The organism is Acidovorax delafieldii, from assembly GCF_007993815.1.
GTDB lineage: Bacteria > Pseudomonadota > Gammaproteobacteria > Burkholderiales > Burkholderiaceae_C > Acidovorax > Acidovorax delafieldii.
This window is the reverse complement of the sequence record NZ_VJWE01000011.1, coordinates 1,208,753-1,222,601: the sequence shown is the minus strand read 5'-3', so window position 1 is coordinate 1,222,601 and position 13,849 is coordinate 1,208,753. Positions and strand designations below refer to the sequence as shown.

Sequence of the window (13,849 nt, the reverse complement as noted above, 5' to 3'; positions counted from 1 at the left end):
GCACAGGCAGACAATGACGACACAGGCCCGCCCACGGGCCGCACCACCCAAGGAGACAGTCCGCATGCGCATCCTCATTGCCGAAGACGACCAGGTGCTGGCCGATGGCCTGCTGCGCACGCTGCGTGCCTCGGGCGCCGTGGTGGACCATGTCGCCAGCGGCAGCGAGGCCGACGCGGCGCTGATGACCAACAACGAGTTCGACCTGCTCATCCTGGACCTGGGCCTGCCCAAGATGCATGGGCTGGAGGTGCTGAAAAAACTGCGCGGCCGGGGCTCCGCCCTGCCGGTGCTCATCCTCACCGCCGCAGACAGCGTGGAGGAACGCGTGAAGGGCCTGGACTTTGGCGCCGACGACTACATGGCCAAGCCCTTCAGCCTGCAAGAGCTCGAAGCCCGCGTGCGTGCCCTCACGCGCCGGGGCATGGGCGGCACCAGCAGCGCCATCAAGCACGGCCCACTGGTGTACGACCAGGCCGGCCGCGTGGCCACCATCGACGGCAAGATGATCGAGCTGTCTGCCCGCGAGCTGGGCCTGCTGGAGGTGCTGCTGCAGCGCGCCGGCCGCCTGGTGAGCAAGGAGCAACTGGTCGAGCGCCTGTGCGAATGGGGCGAAGAGGTGAGCAACAACGCCATCGAGGTCTACATCCACCGCCTGCGCAAGAAGATCGAAGGCGGCCCCATCCGCATCGCCACCGTGCGCGGCCTGGGCTACTGCCTTGAGAAGATCCCCAATTAACTATCAAAACGATAGCAGCTTGTGCATATGAATGTAGCGCTATCGGGTGTTTTGGCCTCAAAAATGCCACGGCGGCCGCTGTGAAGATCTTCCAGCGCGAGCAGCGCTCCCTGTTCGGCGAAATCCTGGACTGGATGCTCACGCCGCTGCTGCTGCTGTGGCCTGTGAGCCTGGCGCTGACCTGGCTGGTGGCGCAGGGCCTGGCCAACAAGCCGTTTGACCGCGCGCTGGAGTACAACGCCCACGCACTCGCCCAACTGGTGAGCGTGGTGGGCGACAAGGCCCAGTTCAACCTGCCCCAGCCCGCCAGCGAGATCCTGCGGGCTGACGACTCCGACATCGTGTACTACCAGGTCATCGGCCCGGGCGGCGAGTTCCTTTCGGGCGAGCGCGAACTGCCCGAGCCCCCAAGCGACGAGGTGCCCCTGTCGGGCGAGGTGCGGCTGCGCGATGCCGAGATGCGCGGCATCGACATCCGCGTGGCCTACATCTGGGTGCGCCTGCCGCTGAAAGACACGCCGGTGGCGCTGGTCCAGGTGGCCGAGACGCGCGAAAAACGCAGCGTGCTGGCCACCGAAATCATCAAGGGCGTGATGCTGCCGCAGTTCGTCATCCTGCCGCTGGCGGTGCTGCTGGTGTGGCTGGCGCTGGCACGGGGCATCCAGCCGCTCAACCAGCTGGAGCAGCGCATCCGCGCGCGCAACCCCGACGACCTCTCGCCGCTGGACGACCGCACCGTGCCTCTCGAAGTGGCGCCACTGGTGTCGTCCGTCAACGACCTGCTCACGCGGCTGAACGATTCGCTGGCCACGCAAAAGCGCTTTCTGGCCGATGCAGCCCACCAGCTCAAGACCCCGCTGGCGGGCCTGCGCATGCAAGCCGACCTGGCCCAGCGCGAAGGCACCAGCACCGAAGAGCTCAAGCGCTCGCTGCAGCAGATCGGGCGCTCCAGCATCCGCGCCACACACACCGTCAACCAGCTGCTGGCGCTGGCGCGGGCCGAGGGCAGCGGCGTGGGCATTGCCCGCCAGCCCTGCGACCTGGCGCGCCTGGTGATCGAGGTGGTGCGCGACTCGGTGCCCCGTGCGCTCGACAAGCACATCGACCTGGGCTACGACGGCGCCGAGCCCGGATCGCCGGGCGTGCTGATCGACGGCAACCCCACGCTGCTCAAGGAGCTGGTGCGCAACCTGGTGGACAACGCCATCAACTACACCCCCTCCACGCCCGACAAGCCCGGCGTGGTCACCGCCCGCGTGCTGGCCGACACCTTCGGCCATGTGCTGCTGCTGCAGGTCGAGGACTCCGGCCCCGGCGTGCCCGAGGCCGAGCGCGAGCTGGTGTTCCAGCCGTTCTACCGCGCCCTGGGCAGCGAGGCCGACGGCTCCGGCCTGGGCCTGCCCATCGTGCTGGAGATCGCCAGCAAGCACGATGCCGAGGTCACGCTCGAAGACGCGCGCCCTGGCCAGACCCCGCCCGGCGCGCGCTTCAGCGTGCGGTTTGCGGCGCGGGACGTGGTGGCGGGCAGCTGACCCTATGGCAGAAGACAAGGCCGTCGCGCTGCAGGGTTGATGCGCTGGCAACCCGCCACAGCACCGGGCATCCGGCATCATGCGGCCTCGTAGCCTGGCCCGATCTTTTTGCACGGACGCAGCCCCCCACCATGACCTCACCGCCCCGCCGCTTTGCCAACACGCACCCTGCCGTGGTGATCGGCAACTTCCCCTGGTACGAAATGGTCTGGCGCTCGCTGCGCGGCGATTTCAAGCCGCGCAGCGAACCGGCGGGTGGCTACGCGGCCTTTGCCCGGCAGTGGACGCAGCCCGTGGACCCCGCGCGCCTGGCGCAGCGCCAGCAGGCGCCCGTGATCACCTGGCTGGGCCATGTCTCCATGCTGCTGCAGGTGGCGGGGCTGAACGTGCTGATCGACCCCACGCTGTGCGATTTTGCGGGCCCCCTGGGCCGCTTCGGTGCCCCGCGCCGTGTGCCTGCGCCCCTGGCGCCCGAGGACCTGCCGCCCATCGATGTGGTGCTGATCTCGCACAACCACTACGACCACCTGTGCTACGGCACCTTGCGCCGCCTGCGCGACGCGGGCCAGTCGCCCCGCTTTGTGGTGCCGCTGGGGCTGGCCGACTGGTTCACACAGCGGGGCATGGGCCCCGTCACCGCGCTGAACTGGTGGGAGCACGCCGACATCGCCCCCGACGTGCGCGTGGTGTTCACGCCGTCACAGCACTGGAGCCGCCGCACCCCGTGGGATACGAATGCCTCGCTGTGGGGTGGGTACCTGCTGGAATGGGCGCGCCCGCAGGCGGCTGCGCCCTGGCGCTTTCTGTTCCCGGGCGACACGGGCTACAGCGACGACTTCAAGGCCATCCGCCAGCGCCTGGGGCCGGTGGACTTTCTGGCCCTGCCCATCGGCGCCTATCTGCCCCGCGACTTCATGAAGCCCATGCACGTGAACCCCGAGGACGCCGTGCAACTCATGCTGGATGTAGAGGCCAGGCAGGCCATGGGTGTGCACTGGGGCACGTTCATGCTGACGCAGGAGGCCTTCGACCACCCGCCGCGCGACCTGGCCGCCGCGCTCGCGCAACGTGGCCTGCCGCTGGACCGCGTCTGGCTCATGCGGCAGGGCGAGACGCGCGCCATACCGCTGCCATAGCGCTGCACCGGGGTTGGCGCAGCAACCGTGCTCACGCCACGCGCTGCACCGACATCAGGGCCATGTACAAAAAGCCCCGGCCCGTGGGCACGCGGTACACGCCCTGGGCGCCCAGCACCTGCGCGGCCACGCCCGACAGCTCCCAGCCATCGGTGGCATCGCCCTTCCACAGCGGCACCGTGAGGTGCAGGAAGCCTTGGGCTTCGCCCCACTCCCGCACCGCAGCGATGCGCGACACCACCGGGGCCTCGTTGTGGAAATTGGCCCAGGCCCACAGCCAGGTGCCGCTGGCCTCCGACACGGAGCCGATGAACTCGATGTCGGCCACCAGACGGGGCACACCGCCGTCTGAAAAGGTCAAGGTGCCTGCCGCCTGGTCGTAGTCCCAGCGTTCAAAGTGCGAAATGCCGTGGTCCTGCTCCAGTGCGCGCTGCTTGTCCCGCAGCGCATGGTGGCCCTGTGTCACCGCATCGATCCAGGCGGCTTCGACATCACCGTCCAGGGCCTCCACGCTGCGTGCCATGGCGTCCTGGTAGCAGTGGTGGCACAGGATCTGGAGGTCCAGGCAGTCAGCGTTGTGTTCGTTCCACTCGCCGCCTGTCTTGAGCAGCTCGGTATGGCAGCTCGCACACCAGGCGTCCGGGTAAGGGGTGTCTGGCGACGGCGCATCGCAAAACCAGCGTTGCACCGGGTGGCGGCACAGGTGGCCGCACACGTAGGTGGGTGCGGCCTCTCCGTGCTCGCCGCACTGGATGGATGTCGGCTCTTCGTTCATGGTGAAGGTGCTCAGCCGCAGGTGCGCAGCGTCTTGCCCGCCATGGCCGTGCGCAGCACATCCAGCTGTGCCCGCAGCGCGTCGTTCACGGCGGACAGGCGCAGCGTGAAGCCGGGGGATTCGGCGCGCTCCTGGATCACGCGCGCCGTGCGCACACCTTTGTTGCCGAGGTTGGCCAGCTCGCGCTCGGCCGCCTCTTTCGATGCAAAGCGGCCCAGCGACAAGCCCAGTTCGAGCGTGCCCCCGGCGCGGTCGTGGTCCACCTTGCGGGCGCGCAGCTCGGCACGTTTGCGGTCCAGTGTTTCCACATCGTCAAAGCGCCCCATGTAGACCATCCAGCGGCCCGGCACGGGCGTGGGCTCCAGCATCCAGCTGCCTGAGGGCAAGCCAGCAGCCGCCGTGCGCAGCACTTCGGCCTGGCGCTCGTCGAAGACGCCGGCCTGCAGGCACTCGGCGGATTCTGCGGGGGCCGGGGCAGCCGGTGTGGAGGCGGGGGTGGGGGAATAGTTGGCGGCGGTGGCCTGGGATGGGGAAGCAGGGGTGGGGGCGGGGGGCGCAGCAGAGGAGGTCTTGCTGGGGTTGACCTTCAGGATCTGCAGCGTCTCGGGCCGGATCTGCTGATTCATGCGCTGGGGCTCGGACTGCTCTTGCGGCGCATAGCCAAACTGGCGCAGCAGCCCCTGCGACCACGCGTAGTAGCCCGCGTTGGCCAGCAGCAGCACGATCACGGCAAGACGGAGCATGGGGCGCGGCCTTTCAAGAACACTCGCATCGGAAGAGGAAACTGTCTCACACCGGTGGCACCGCCGCCGGCCGGACGCTGATTTCAGAACTGGTGATGGCCTGCATGCCACCGGCTGTGTGCACCAGCAGCGCGCCATCATCGCCCACGCCATGCGCGGTGCCGGTGTGGCCGTCGCTCAGCGTCACCGCGCGGCCCTGCAGCACATCACGTGCCGCAAAGCGGGGCTGCATGGGCGCAAACCCATAGCCCGCAAACGACTGCAGCATGGCCACCAGCGGCGGCACGATCCGCAGCAGGGCGGTGGGTGCGTCCAGGCCCGGCTCCACCTCCTGCAGGCTGCCGGGGGGCATGCTCATGCCCTCGGGGCTGCGCGGCAGCACGTTGATGCCAATGCCCACCACCACATAGCGCGCGGTGCTGGTGCTGGCCTGCGAAGCCACAGCCTGGGGTGCCACAAAACTGGCCGTCTCCACCAGGATGCCACCCAGCTTGCGGTCGCCCGCAGCGCCGCCCAGCCACAGGTCGTTGGGCCACTTGAGCCCCACACGCGCAGGCTGCCCCGCCCCCAGCGCAGGCAGCACGGGCTGCAGGCTTTCAGCCACGCTCACCCCCACGGCGAGCGACAGGCCGGACCAGTCCTGGGGGGCCAGCGGCAGTCCCAAGGACATCATGAGAGAAGCCCCCACATCGCTTTGCCACACCCGCCCCAGCCGCCCGCGCCCGGCAGTCTGCTGCTCGGCCACCAGCAAGGTGGGCTCGCACTGGCCGTTGCGCGCACGGCGCATCAATTCGGTGTTGGTGGAGTCGATGGTGGGCAGCACCTCGACGGTAAAGCCCGGTAACAGCGGTGACACCGCTTCCCAGACGGCCTCGGCAGGCCAGCGGATGGGGGCATTCATCGCCGGGCCTTTTTGGCGGCCTTGGCGGAAGGTTTGGACGGCGGCAGCGGCACGGGAGGTGCCCAGCCGCGCTTGGGCGCCAGCAGCGTGCCCCGGCAGTTGGGGCTGCCACACCAGCAGGGGTATTCGGCCTTGAGCTTCGGGGTGTAGCGCTCTTCAATGATCAGGCCGTAGTCGTAGTTCAGCTCTTCGCCCGCCTGGATGTTGCGCAGCGCGGTGATGAAAATGCGGCCGTCCCGCTCGTCGGCATAACAGTTGGGGTTGCAGCTGTGGTTGATCCAGCGCGACGAATTGCCACCGAACTTTGCATCGATCACGTGGTCTTCATCCACATGGAAGTAGAACGTGTGGTTGGGCTGCAAGGGGTCGTGCGGGTGCCGGTCCTGCGCCTCCTGCCAGCCGATCACTTCACCCGTGTATTCGACAAGGACTTCGCCCTCTGCAATATCCTGCACGGCAAAAACGCCCTTGCCGTGCACGCCCGAACGCCGGGTCTGGATGCGACGGCCCTGCGCGGGGGTCGGGGTTGCAGGCGGTGCGGTGCGGGGCATGGCAAAAACTCTGTTAACTTGAATATGCACACATGCGCGTGCGCGTGTACGCGTGAGGCAACGAATTGTAGAAGCGACCGGCCGGATGCCGGACAGCCAGACTGGCGAGAAACCAAAAAATGACCAAGACCCTGGTAATTGCAGAGAAACCCTCGGTGGCGCAAGACATCGTGCGCGCGCTGACCCCCGTGGCGGGCAAGTTCGAGAAGCACGAAGACCACTTCGAGAACGACCGCTATGTAGTCACCAGCGCCGTGGGCCACCTGGTGGAGATCCAAGCCCCCGAGCAGTTTGACGTGAAGCGCGGCAAGTGGAGCTTTGCGCACCTGCCTGTGATCCCGCCGTACTTTGACCTGAAGCCCGTGGACAAGACCAAGAGCCGCCTGAACGCGGTGGTCAAGCAGGCCAAGCGCAAGGACGTGACACAGCTCATCAACGCCTGCGACGCGGGCCGCGAGGGAGAGCTGATCTTCCGCCTGATCGAACAGTACGCCGGTGGCGCCAAGCCCCTGGGCAAACCGGTCAAGCGCCTGTGGCTGCAGTCCATGACGCCCCAGGCCATCCGCGACGGCTTTGATGCGCTGCGCACCGAGCAGCAGATGGCGGGCCTGGCCAGCGCGGCCCGCAGCCGCTCCGAGGCCGACTGGCTGGTGGGCATCAATGGCACGCGGGCCATGACGGCGTTCAACTCGCGCGATGGTGGGTTCTTCCTGACCACCGTGGGCCGGGTGCAGACGCCCACGCTGTCGCTGGTGGTGGAGCGCGAGGAGAAGATCCGCAAGTTCATCAGCCGCGACTATTGGGAAATCCACGCCACCTTTGGCGCGGAAGCCGGCGAGTACCCCGCCAAGTGGTTCGACCCCAAGTGGAAGAAGGGCGAGGATGTGGAAATGCGCGCGGACCGTGTGTGGTCCGCCGCCGAGGCACAGTCAATAGCCAACGCTGTGCGCGGCAAGCAGGCCACGGTCACCGAAGAGAGCAAGCCCACCACCCAGGCGTCGCCCCTGCTGTTCGACCTGACCAGCCTGCAGCGCGAGGCCAACGGCAAGTTCGGCTTCTCGGCCAAGACCACGCTGGCCCTTGCGCAAAGCCTGTACGAGCGCCACAAGGCCCTGACCTACCCACGTACCGACTCGCGCGCGCTGCCCGAGGACTACCTGCCGGTGGCCAAGCAGACCTTCGAGATGCTGGCCGACAGCGGCATGCGGCACCTGGCGCCGCACGCGCTCACCGCGCTGAACAACAACTACGTGCGCCCGTCCAAGCGCATCTTCGACAACAGCAAGGTCAGCGATCACTTCGCCATCATCCCCACGCTGCAGGCACCGAGCGGCCTGAGCGAGGCTGAGCAAAAGCTGTACGACCTGGTCGTGCGCCGTTTCATGGCCGTGTTCTTCCCGAGCGCCGAGTACACGGTGACGACCCGCATTTCGACGGTAGCGCCCCATAGCTTCAAGACTGAAGGCAAGGTGCTGGTCAAGCCGGGCTGGCTGGCCATCTACGGCAAGGAAGCCGCCGACGAAGTGGAAGGCGGCAAGGATGGCGACAAGGGCCAGAACCTGGTGCCGGTGAAGCCCGGCGAGAGCGTCAACACCCTGGCTGCCGACCCCAAGGGCCTCAAGACCAAGCCCCCCGCACGCTACTCCGAAGCCACGCTGCTGGGCGCCATGGAAAGCGCGGGCAAGCAGATCGACGACGACGAACTGCGCGAAGCCATGCAGGAAAAAGGCCTGGGCACGCCTGCCACGCGCGCGGCCATCATCGAAGGCCTGCTGACCGAAAAGTACATGCTGCGCGAAGGCCGCGAAATCATCCCCACGGCCAAGGCCTTCCAGCTCATGACGCTGCTGCGCGGTCTGGAAGTGGAAGAACTCTGCCGTGCCGACCTGACCGGCGAGTGGGAGTACAAGCTCTCGCAAATGGAAAAGGGCCAACTGAGCCGCGAAGCCTTCATGGCCGAGATCGCCGCCATGACCGAGCGCATGGTCAAGAAGGCCAAGGAATACGACCGCGACACCATCCCCGGCGACTACGCCACGCTGGAATCGCCCTGCCCCAACTGCGGCGGCGTGGTGAAGGAGAACTACCGCCGCTTTGCCTGCGTGGGCAAGGCGGGCGCGGAGCCTTGTGGATTCAGCTTCGGCAAATCACCCGCAGGCCGCACGTTCGAGACGGCAGAGGCCAATGCCCTGCTGCGGGACAAGAAGATCGGGCCGCTGGAGGGCTTCCGCTCCAAGGCGGGCTGGCCCTTCACGTCCGAGATCGTCATCAAGTACGACGACGAGGCGCACAACTACAAGCTCGAATTCGACTTCGGCGACGACAAGAAGGGCGAAGAGTCCGGCGAGATCGTGGAGTTTGAAGACGCCGCGCTCGGCCCTTGCCCCATCTGCGGATCGGAAGTGCACGAACACGGCAGCAACTACGTGTGCAGCAAGGCCGTGCCCACCGCGGCGCAGCCGACGCCCAGCTGCACCTTCAAGAGCGGCAAGATCATCCTGCAACAGCCTGTGGAGCGCGAGCAGATGCACAAGCTGCTGGAGACCGGCAAGACCGACCTGCTCGACAAGTTCGTGAGCATGCGCACGCGCCGCAACTTCAAGGCCCACCTGGCGTGGGACAAGGAGGCGGGCAAGGTCAACTTTGAATTCGCGCCCAGCAAGTTCCCACCCCGCCCGGGCGCCGCTTCAAAAACAATAGCAACCAAGGCAAAAGCCACTAGCGCTGCCGCCAAAAAAGCTCCTGCAAAGAAGGCCGCAGCCAAAACGACGGCTGCCAAAGCCCCGCGCAAGGCCGCCGCGGGCAAGGCCCCCAGCGCAGCCCTGGCCGCCGTGATCGGCAACGAGCCGGTGGCGCGCCCCGAGGCCGTGAAGAAGATGTGGGAATACATCAAGGCCCACAACCTGCAAGACCCCAAGGACAAGCGCACCATCGTCGCTGACGACAAGCTGCGCGCCGTGTTCGGCAAGGACAGCGCGGGCATGTTTGAGCTGGCGGGCATCCTGGGCAACCACCTGGGCGGCGAATGATGAAGCCGCTGAACATGGTGCCTATCGCGTCGATGGCGGGCAGCGTCTGCCGCACCGCGCTGGTGGCACTCGCGGTTGCCGCTGCGCTGGGGGGTTGCACCACCACAGGCTCCGCGCGCTCCAGCGACCCGGCCAGCCAGCAGCAGCCCCAGGGCGCGAGCGGCGTGACCGTGTTTGGCGATATCGACGTGAACGTGACGCGGGAGCGCACCCGCTGACTGCAAGCTGCCACCGCGCGCAGCCCGTCTTCAACCAGGACGGGGCCGGGCGGATGATGGAACGTGAGCCGCAAGGGAGAGATTGATGGTCGAACCCGCACTGTCGTTGCAGATTGCCACCACGGTGCACCACCGCATCCACACTGTCACGGTGCGCATGGATTCGGTGGGCTGGGTGGTCTCTGGCACCAAGCACCTGGTCACACCGGGCGGGGCGCACCGCTATCCCAGCGGGCGGGTGTTTGTGCTGCCGCGTGGCGCGCAGTGGGAGGTGGTCAACGACCCCGCCCCGCAAGGCCGCTATGTGGCGCGACTGCTGTGTTTTGCGCCCGAACTGGTGGAGCAGTTTCACCGCCAGTTCGGCCAGTTTGCGGCCGTGCCTGCGGTGCAGGGCTGTGCGGGCCTGGCGGCCGATGCGGCATTTGAAGACAGTTACCGGCGTGCCCTGGCCGCGCTGGAGAGCGATGCCAGCTCGCAGGCGCTGCGCGAACACCGCGCGCTCGAAGTGCTGCTGATGCTGGCCGAGGCAGGCATCGTCTTCGCCCCGCCCGGCGAGCTGGGCTGGGCCGACCGGGTGCGCCGCCTGGTGGGCCCCAGCCCGCAGGCTGACTGGACGGTGGAGCGTATCGCCGCCGCCTTTGCCACCAGCGCCAGCACCCTGCAGCGCCGCCTGGCACAAGAGGGCGAAACCGTAAGCCAGTGCCTGCGCGATGTGCGGCTGGAGACGGGGCTGGTTCTGCTGCAAAGCTCCACGCTGCAAGTGTCCGAAATCGCAGCGCGCTGCGGCTACGAGTCGCACAGCCGCTTCAGCGCGGCCTTCCGCGAGCGTTTTGGCTTTCCGCCCTCGCAACTGAGGCCCTGATTACTGCGGCTGACGCACAGCGCACAGCCTTTGATGCCGCCGGGCCAGTGCGAAGGCGTGGCACACCGCACCATCAAGTCCTTGTTTCACACCGCTACTGCAAGGAGCTTTTTGGATGAGCCACCCACTTTCACGCCCCCGCCGCGCTTTTACCTCCATCGCGGCGCTTGCCACCATCGGCCTGGCATTGGCTGCCCATGCCCAGGCGTTCACGCTCAGCAGCCCTGACTTTGCGGCGGATGGCACCTTGCCCCAGCGTTTCGAGTTCAAGGGATTCGGCTGCGCAGGTGAGAACCAGTCGCCCGCGCTGCGCTGGAACGGTGCGCCTGCAGGCATGCAGAGCTTTGCCGTCACCGCGTATGACCCTGACGCCCCCACAGGCTCGGGCTGGTGGCACTGGTCGGTGGTGAACATCCCCGCCAGCGTCACCGAGCTGCAGCCCGACGCCGGTGCTGCTGGCGGCGCCAAGCTGCCTGCAGGCGCCAGCCATGTGCGCATCGACTACGGCGTGGCCGCCTGGGGCGGGGCGTGCCCGCCCGAGGGGGATGCGCCGCACCGCTACATCTTCACCGTGCACGCACTCAAGGTGCCACGCCTGGACCTGCCTGCCGACGCCACCGCTGCGCTGGCGGGCTACATGATCAACGCCAACAGCCTGGGCAAGGCCACACTCACCGCGCGCTACGGGCGCCCTGCGGCCCAAGGCAAGCAGCAGTGACCGTGTGGGGTGGGGCACTGTGATGTTTTAAGCTCAGCAGTCACCCACCCCATCACAGGCCCACCCCATGCGCAGCCCCCGCGAACGAGCCCTCTGGTCCCTTCTGGCCGCACTGCTGCTGGCCGCCGCAGCAGCGGCGTGGTGGACCGCCGACCAGTGGCTGCCCCAGGCCGGACCCTGGACCGAACAGGCCTGGAAAAAGATCACCCGCCCCGGGCCCGAGTCCCTGCCGCCCGACAAGCGCCCCGCTGCTGCGCAGGCCCGCCCCGCGCAGGCGGGCGCATCCCAGCCCGTGGCTCCGCAGCCGCGCAAATGTGTGCGGGACGGCCGCACCACCTACACCGACCAGCCCTGCCCCCAGGGCAGCCAGGAGCTGTCGGTGAACGGGGCAGTCACGTCGCTACCGCCTGCGCAGTAAGCGGCTGGCGGCCAGCTGTTGATGGCGTGCAGGCCTGTGGTGGGCATGTCGTTTTTTTCCTAGCCCGCGAGGGGGCCGCGCGGATTCAATCGGTGCATTGATTCACTACCCCAGGCCTCACTCTCATTCTTTGGGGGCCGCATGCACCGATGCACCACCACCAACCCCTGCGCGTTTTTCTTGTTCTGCTGGCCGCCCTCGGTCTGGCCATCCCCTGGTACTTCAACACCTTGTACTTTCTGGGCGGCGGCAGCGTGATGCCCGATGTTTTCTGGCGCGATGCCTTTGCCAACGCGCTCACCACCGGCATCACCTGCGATGTGTACCTGGCCGCCGTGGCGTTCTCAGCCTGGGTGGCGGCCGACCGCCGCCTGGGCGCGTGGCGCTGGGCCTGCATCGCGGCCTGCTTTGGTATCGGGCTCGCGTTTGTGATGCCGCTGTACCTGGCTCAACGCCTGCGCAGGGACGCTGATCCCTCCGGCGGCTGACCCAGCTGCGCCTGCGCGCCCACTTGCAGGGGCCAGTGTTCGCTGACCGCGCTGCGGCTGCCCTGCACCAGGGCCTGTAGCGGCTGGCCCGCCAGCCTGCGCACATCGCGCGCCATGTGCGACTGGTCGTAGTAGCCCTGGTCCACCGCCAGGCCCACCACCGGGTCGCCGGGCGCAGCCAGGGCGTTGCCCAGCGTGCTGTTCAGCCGTGCAATCACCTGAAACTGCTTGGGCGCCATGCCCCAATGCGCCACAAAGCGCCGCTCAAACTGCCGCTGGCTCAGACCCAGACGCTGTACCGTATCCGTGGCGTTTTCAGTGGCTGCATGCAGCAAGGCCAGCGCCTGTTGCCGCCGCGCCTCGCAGGGCGACGGCGGCGCAACCCACTGGCGGACGAAGTCGCACAGCACCTGCAGCCGCGCACCATCGTCCGCGGCTGCCCGCACCGCGTGTTCCACCTCCGCCCACCCAGGGCCCACCAGGTCTGCCAGCGGCCGCAGCGTGTTCACCACTCCACGCGCACTGGCGAACAGCGCCGCCGCTGCCGAAGGCTGCAGCACCAGCCCCACGGCCTGCACCGGCCCGCTGTGTTCGTACACCGTGGCCGTGGTGCTGGCGCTCATCCAGGCCGATGGCGGCACGGGCGCGCCCCGGCACACCACCTGCCCGGCCAGCCGCACCACCAGCATGCTCGACACCATGGCCGGGAAATGCGATTGCGCCAGCGCCGCCGGGGCATTGACCACCACGGCGGCCATCAGCCAAGGCTGCAAATCGGAGGGGACGAGCACCAAGCGCTGCATACCCGCATTCTGCATATCGACGTAGCACAGGTGGCGGCTTTCGGGGGTGGGTGGTCAGCAAGTCAGCCGTCGTACTCGACGTTCTCCAGCCACCCGTGCGACATGCAGCTGCCGCAGTGCCCGACTATCCTTGTTGCTTTCGTATCCCCACCAACCACTCAACCGTGCCAAGCACCATGCAGCAAGAGCAAGCCCCCACCCGGTCCGTCCCCCTCGCAGGCGCCACCAACTTCCGCGACCTCGGCGGCTACACCGGCCACGGCGGCCGCCCGGTGAAATGGCGCCGCATCTTCCGCTCTGACCACCTGGCGGGCCTGACGCCCGAGGACCAGGCCCTGCTGGCAGACCTGGGCGTGGCCCGCGCGGTGGACTTTCGCGGCCAGGCCGAAAGCGCCGCGTATGCCTACGCACTGCCCGGCGTGGCCTACCACCCACTGCACATCGAACCCACCGTGGTGCAGCGCGCGCTGGAGCTGCAACGCACCGGCCGCCAGCTCACGGCGCAAGACGCCGTGGGCCTGATGCGGGACACCTACCTGGGTTTTGTGAACGACAACGCCCCGCGTTTTGCCGAGCTGTTCCGCCTGCTGCTCGCCAGCGACGCGCCCACCGTGTTCCATTGCACCGCTGGCAAAGACCGCACCGGCTTTGCCGCCGCCCTCATCCTGCTGACCCTGGGCGTGCCGCGCGATGTAGTCATGCACGACTACCTGCTCACCAACGCGCTCTACCAGCGCCCACCGGGCATGGGCAGCCACGCGCCGGAAGAAGTGCTGCGCGTGCTGTGGCGTGTGCAAGAGGAGTTTCTGGACGCCGCCCTGCACATGGTGGACAACGACTATGGCGGTCTGCAGCCCTATCTGGTGGACGTGCTGGGCGTGGACGCCGCAGCGCAGACAGAGCTGGTGGGGCGGTATCTGCAGCCGACCCGCTGAC

The 13,849-nt window shown here is 67.7% G+C and carries 15 protein-coding genes; 10 read left to right on the top strand and 5 right to left on the bottom strand.

Translation table 11 applies throughout. The annotated features are described in order from the left end of the window. Positions 1 to 64: 64 nt before the first annotated feature. The 3 genes from ATF69_RS08335 to ATF69_RS08325 all read left to right on the top strand — a co-directional run bounded on the left by ATF69_RS08335 (position 65) and on the right by ATF69_RS08325 (position 3,407). Positions 65 to 739 carry a response regulator gene (locus ATF69_RS08335; protein ID WP_056056624.1) on the top strand — a complete coding sequence of 225 codons (675 nt, stop codon included), beginning with the start codon at positions 65 to 67 and terminating at the stop codon, positions 737 to 739. Positions 740 to 819: 80 nt separating this feature from the next. After that, positions 820 to 2,271, top strand: coding sequence for a sensor histidine kinase (locus tag ATF69_RS08330; protein ID WP_015016304.1), 1,452 nt, complete (start codon positions 820 to 822; stop codon positions 2,269 to 2,271). Between the two features lie 131 nt (positions 2,272 to 2,402). Continuing rightward, complete coding sequence (locus ATF69_RS08325) at positions 2,403 to 3,407, top strand: MBL fold metallo-hydrolase (RefSeq protein ID WP_146870559.1); 1,005 nt, start codon at positions 2,403 to 2,405, stop codon at positions 3,405 to 3,407. Between the two features lie 31 nt (positions 3,408 to 3,438). On the opposite strand, the gene ATF69_RS08320 is transcribed toward ATF69_RS08325, so the two are convergent. The 4 genes from ATF69_RS08320 to ATF69_RS08305 are packed head-to-tail and all read right to left on the bottom strand — an operon-like array spanning position 3,439 to position 6,377. After that, complete coding sequence (locus ATF69_RS08320; protein WP_146870558.1) at positions 3,439 to 4,182, bottom strand: DUF6882 domain-containing protein; 744 nt, start codon at positions 4,180 to 4,182, stop codon at positions 3,439 to 3,441. Positions 4,183 to 4,193: 11 nt separating this feature from the next. After that, positions 4,194 to 4,925: an SPOR domain-containing protein gene (locus ATF69_RS08315; RefSeq protein ID WP_099731756.1), complete on the bottom strand. Its 732-nt coding sequence runs from the start codon at positions 4,923 to 4,925 to the stop codon at positions 4,194 to 4,196. Between the two features lie 46 nt (positions 4,926 to 4,971). Next, complete coding sequence (locus tag ATF69_RS08310; RefSeq protein WP_056056634.1) at positions 4,972 to 5,826, bottom strand: biotin--[acetyl-CoA-carboxylase] ligase; 855 nt, start codon at positions 5,824 to 5,826, stop codon at positions 4,972 to 4,974. Next, a complete protein-coding gene (locus ATF69_RS08305) occupies positions 5,823 to 6,377 on the bottom strand; it encodes an SET domain-containing protein (protein ID WP_108500224.1) in 555 nt (184 codons plus the stop codon). The genes ATF69_RS08310 and ATF69_RS08305 overlap by 4 nt, the downstream gene beginning before the upstream one ends. A gap of 119 nt (positions 6,378 to 6,496) precedes the next feature. On the opposite strand from ATF69_RS08305, the gene ATF69_RS08300 reads away from it, so the two are divergent. The 6 genes from ATF69_RS08300 (at position 6,497) to ATF69_RS08275 (ending at position 12,110) form a co-directional block, all read left to right on the top strand. Further along, on the top strand, positions 6,497 to 9,406 hold the full coding sequence (locus ATF69_RS08300; protein ID WP_146870557.1) for a DNA topoisomerase III: 2,910 nt from the start codon (positions 6,497 to 6,499) through the stop codon (positions 9,404 to 9,406). Beyond that, a complete protein-coding gene (locus ATF69_RS08295; protein ID WP_056057588.1) occupies positions 9,406 to 9,624 on the top strand; it encodes a hypothetical protein in 219 nt (72 codons plus the stop codon). The genes ATF69_RS08300 and ATF69_RS08295 overlap by 1 nt, the downstream gene beginning before the upstream one ends. A gap of 85 nt (positions 9,625 to 9,709) precedes the next feature. Beyond that, positions 9,710 to 10,486 (top strand): helix-turn-helix transcriptional regulator, encoded by a 777-nt coding sequence (locus tag ATF69_RS08290; protein WP_116748341.1) that lies wholly within the window; start codon positions 9,710 to 9,712, stop codon positions 10,484 to 10,486. A gap of 115 nt (positions 10,487 to 10,601) precedes the next feature. Further along, positions 10,602 to 11,204, top strand: coding sequence for a YbhB/YbcL family Raf kinase inhibitor-like protein (locus tag ATF69_RS08285; protein WP_146870556.1), 603 nt, complete (start codon positions 10,602 to 10,604; stop codon positions 11,202 to 11,204). Between the two features lie 67 nt (positions 11,205 to 11,271). Then, positions 11,272 to 11,622 (top strand): DUF4124 domain-containing protein, encoded by a 351-nt coding sequence (locus tag ATF69_RS08280; RefSeq protein WP_146870555.1) that lies wholly within the window; start codon positions 11,272 to 11,274, stop codon positions 11,620 to 11,622. A gap of 149 nt (positions 11,623 to 11,771) precedes the next feature. After that, positions 11,772 to 12,110 (top strand): DUF2834 domain-containing protein, encoded by a 339-nt coding sequence (locus ATF69_RS08275; protein ID WP_056742774.1) that lies wholly within the window; start codon positions 11,772 to 11,774, stop codon positions 12,108 to 12,110. Here the strand turns inward: ATF69_RS08275 and ATF69_RS08270 are convergent. Continuing rightward, positions 12,071 to 12,901: an AraC family transcriptional regulator gene (locus ATF69_RS08270; protein WP_244303677.1), complete on the bottom strand. Its 831-nt coding sequence runs from the start codon at positions 12,899 to 12,901 to the stop codon at positions 12,071 to 12,073. The genes ATF69_RS08275 and ATF69_RS08270 overlap by 40 nt on opposite strands. 188 nt (positions 12,902 to 13,089) lie before the next feature. Here ATF69_RS08270 and ATF69_RS08265 point away from each other — a divergent pair, with 188 nt between their 5' ends. After that, entirely contained in the window at positions 13,090 to 13,848 is a 759-nt protein-coding gene (locus tag ATF69_RS08265) for a tyrosine-protein phosphatase (protein ID WP_146870553.1), read from the top strand. The last annotated feature ends 1 nt before the right edge of the window (position 13,849 follow it).

Bases quoted from the DNA above. Each gene is read 5' to 3' on its own strand.
- ATF69_RS08310 (WP_056056634.1), bottom strand. From the start codon at position 5,826: ATGAATGCCCCCATCCGCTGGCCTGCCGAGGCCGTCTGGGAAGCGGTG.
- ATF69_RS08305 (WP_108500224.1), bottom strand. From the start codon at position 6,377: ATGCCCCGCACCGCACCGCCTGCAACCCCGACCCCCGCGCAGGGCCGT.
- ATF69_RS08320 (WP_146870558.1), bottom strand. From the start codon at position 4,182: ATGAACGAAGAGCCGACATCCATCCAGTGCGGCGAGCACGGAGAGGCC.
- ATF69_RS08325 (WP_146870559.1), top strand. From the start codon at position 2,403: ATGACCTCACCGCCCCGCCGCTTTGCCAACACGCACCCTGCCGTGGTG.
- ATF69_RS08300 (WP_146870557.1), top strand. From the start codon at position 6,497: ATGACCAAGACCCTGGTAATTGCAGAGAAACCCTCGGTGGCGCAAGAC.
- ATF69_RS08290 (WP_116748341.1), top strand. From the start codon at position 9,710: ATGGTCGAACCCGCACTGTCGTTGCAGATTGCCACCACGGTGCACCAC.
- ATF69_RS08315 (WP_099731756.1), bottom strand. From the start codon at position 4,925: ATGCTCCGTCTTGCCGTGATCGTGCTGCTGCTGGCCAACGCGGGCTAC.
- ATF69_RS08285 (WP_146870556.1), top strand. From the start codon at position 10,602: ATGAGCCACCCACTTTCACGCCCCCGCCGCGCTTTTACCTCCATCGCG.
- ATF69_RS08295 (WP_056057588.1), top strand. From the start codon at position 9,406: ATGAAGCCGCTGAACATGGTGCCTATCGCGTCGATGGCGGGCAGCGTC.
- ATF69_RS08280 (WP_146870555.1), top strand. From the start codon at position 11,272: ATGCGCAGCCCCCGCGAACGAGCCCTCTGGTCCCTTCTGGCCGCACTG.
- ATF69_RS08265 (WP_146870553.1), top strand. From the start codon at position 13,090: ATGCAGCAAGAGCAAGCCCCCACCCGGTCCGTCCCCCTCGCAGGCGCC.
- ATF69_RS08275 (WP_056742774.1), top strand. From the start codon at position 11,772: ATGCACCACCACCAACCCCTGCGCGTTTTTCTTGTTCTGCTGGCCGCC.
- ATF69_RS08335 (WP_056056624.1), top strand. From the start codon at position 65: ATGCGCATCCTCATTGCCGAAGACGACCAGGTGCTGGCCGATGGCCTG.